The 2,301-nt window shown below is 72.9% G+C and carries 3 protein-coding genes; all 3 read right to left on the minus strand.

Annotated features, from left to right (window positions below):
* On the minus strand, nucleotides 1–866 hold an 866-nt coding region (gene rfbD / locus GWK16_RS24885), incomplete at its 3' end, for a dTDP-4-dehydrorhamnose reductase (protein ID WP_338144565.1).
* Nucleotides 866–1,426, minus strand: a complete 561-nt coding sequence (gene rfbC, locus GWK16_RS24890) for a dTDP-4-dehydrorhamnose 3,5-epimerase (protein ID WP_170056671.1) — start codon at nucleotides 1,424–1,426, stop codon at nucleotides 866–868. The genes rfbC and rfbD, both read right to left, overlap by 1 nt.
* Nucleotides 1,423–2,301, minus strand: an 879-nt coding sequence (rfbA, locus tag GWK16_RS24895) for a glucose-1-phosphate thymidylyltransferase RfbA (protein ID WP_170056672.1), incomplete at its 5' end; no start/stop codon positions are given. The genes rfbA and rfbC, both read right to left, overlap by 4 nt.

The following is a 2,301-nucleotide window of genomic DNA, read 5'->3' on the forward strand; positions in this document are numbered from 1 at the left end:
AGAGCCGCGAGGGTTCGAGCGAGGCCGGCGGTCCAGGGTGGGAGGGAGGCGCCGAAGGTGGCCTGCAGGCGGGAGGTGTCGAGGCGGCCATCGGCTGGCCGTGCGGCCTTGGTGGGGTAGTCGGCGGTGGCGATGGCGGTGACGCGCGGGCGCGCCTGGCCGGCGGTCGCGAAGATGGCCTCGGTGAAGCCGTGCCAGGTCGTGAACCCGGCCGCGACGGCGTGGAACACCCCCCGATAGGCCGGCTGCCAGCCGGTGGCCCGGATGCGGGACAGCACGGTGGCGATGGCGTCGGCGAGGTCGGGCGCGGCCGTCGGGCTGCCATGCTGGTCCGCGACGACGCGCAGTTCCGCCCGCTCGGCGCCCACGCGCAGCATGGTGCGCAGGAAGTTGTTGCCCACCGGCGAGAAGACCCAGGCGGTGCGCAGCACCACCGTGCGGTCGTGGCCCGCCAGCGCGGCCCATTCCCCCGCGAGCTTGGTCCGCCCGTAGGCGCCGAGCGGGTTGGGGGCGTCGTCCTCGGTGTAGGGCGTGCCCTTGCGGCCGTCGAAGACGTAGTCGGTCGAGATCTGCACCAGCGGGATGCCGAGGGCCGCGCAGTGCCGCGCCACCAGCGCGGGCCCCAGCGCATTGGCCTGGAAGGCCGCGGCCTCGTTGTCCTCGGCGGCGTCGACCGCGGTCCAGGCGGCGCAGTTCACCACCGCCTCGGGCCGGGCCGCGGCGAAGGCGGCCGCGACGGTCGCGGGCTGGTCGAACTCGAACGCGGGCTGGCCCACCAGGATCGCCTCGAAGCCCTGCGCCGGGAGTGCGGCCTCGAGCCCCGTGGCGAGCTGCCCGCCGCGCCCGGTCACCAGGATCCGCCGCATCACCAGGACCCCGCCGGAAAGGGCGGATCGATCTCGGCCAGGCGCGGCGCGGTGCGATCCTTCGCCGACAGGATGGGATCGGCGGCCGGCCAGTCGATGCCGAGCGCGGGATCGTTCCACAGGATCCCCGCATCGGCGTCGCGGTCGTAATAGGCGTCGACCTTGTAGAGCACCTCCGTGTCCGGCTCGAGCGTCGCGAAGCCGTGCGCGAAGCCCCGCGGCACCCACAGCTGCCGCCAGTTCGCCGCGGACAGCTCCATCGCGACATGCCGGCCGAAGGTGGCCGAGCCTTCGCGCAGGTCGACGGCGATGTCGAGGATCGCGCCGCGCACGACGCGCACCAGCTTGCCCTGCGCCCAGGGCGGGCGCTGGAAATGCAGTCCGCGCACCACCCCGGCCTCGCGCGAGAGCGAATGGTTGTCCTGCACGAAGGGCGTCTCGATCCCGTGCGCAGCCAGGCTGCGGTGCGACCACACCTCGCTGAAGAAGCCCCGCGGGTCCTCGAAGCGGGTGGGCTCGATCACCAGGACGTCGGGGATCGCGCTGCGTTCGATCTTCACCGGTGCTTCCCCGCGGCGAGGTCGCGCAGATAGGCCCCGTAGGCGGTCTTGCCGAGCGCATGGGCCTGGCGCGTCAGCGCGTCCGCGTCGATGAAGCCCATGCGGAAGGCGATCTCCTCCGGGCAGCCGACCTGCAGGCCCTGGCGGTCCTGCACCGTCTGCACGAAGAGCGCGGCCTGCAGCAGCGAGGCCGGCGTGCCGGCATCGAGCCAGGCGCAGCCGCGCCCGAGCTGTTCGGCGCACAGCGCGCCGTGCGCGAGGTAGACCTTGTTGAGGTCGGTGATCTCGAGTTCCCCGCGCGCGGAGGGCTTGAGGTCGCGCGCGAGCTGCGTCACCCGCGCATCGTAGAAATAGAGCCCGATCACCGCCCAGTCGGAGGTCGGGCGCGCCGGCTTTTCCTCGATCGAGAGCACGCGGCCCGCGGCGTCGAACTCGGCCACGCCGTAGCGTTCGGGGTCGGCGACGCGATAGCCGAACACCGTCGCCTCGCCCGCCAGGGCGCGCGATGCCGCCGATCGGAGGCTGTCGACCAGGCCGTGGCCGTAGATGATGTTGTCGCCCAGCGCGAGCGCGCAGGCCTGCCCCCCGATCCACTCCGCGCCGATGTGGAAGGCCTGCGCGATCCCCTCGGGCCTGGGCTGCTCGGCATAGGTGATCGTCACGCCGAACTGGCTGCCGTCCCCCAGCAGCCGGCGGAACTGCGGCAGGTCCGCCGGCGTCGAGATCAGCAGGATGTCCCGCACCCCCGCCAGCATCAGCGTCCCCAGCGGGTAGTACACCATCGGCTTGTCGTACACCGGCAGCAACTGCTTCGACGCCGCCAGCGTCATCGGATGCAGCCGCGTCCCCGATCCTCCCGCCAGCAGGATGCCCTT

Source organism: Neoroseomonas marina, assembly GCF_012927745.1.
Lineage (GTDB): Bacteria > Pseudomonadota > Alphaproteobacteria > Acetobacterales > Acetobacteraceae > Neoroseomonas > Neoroseomonas marina.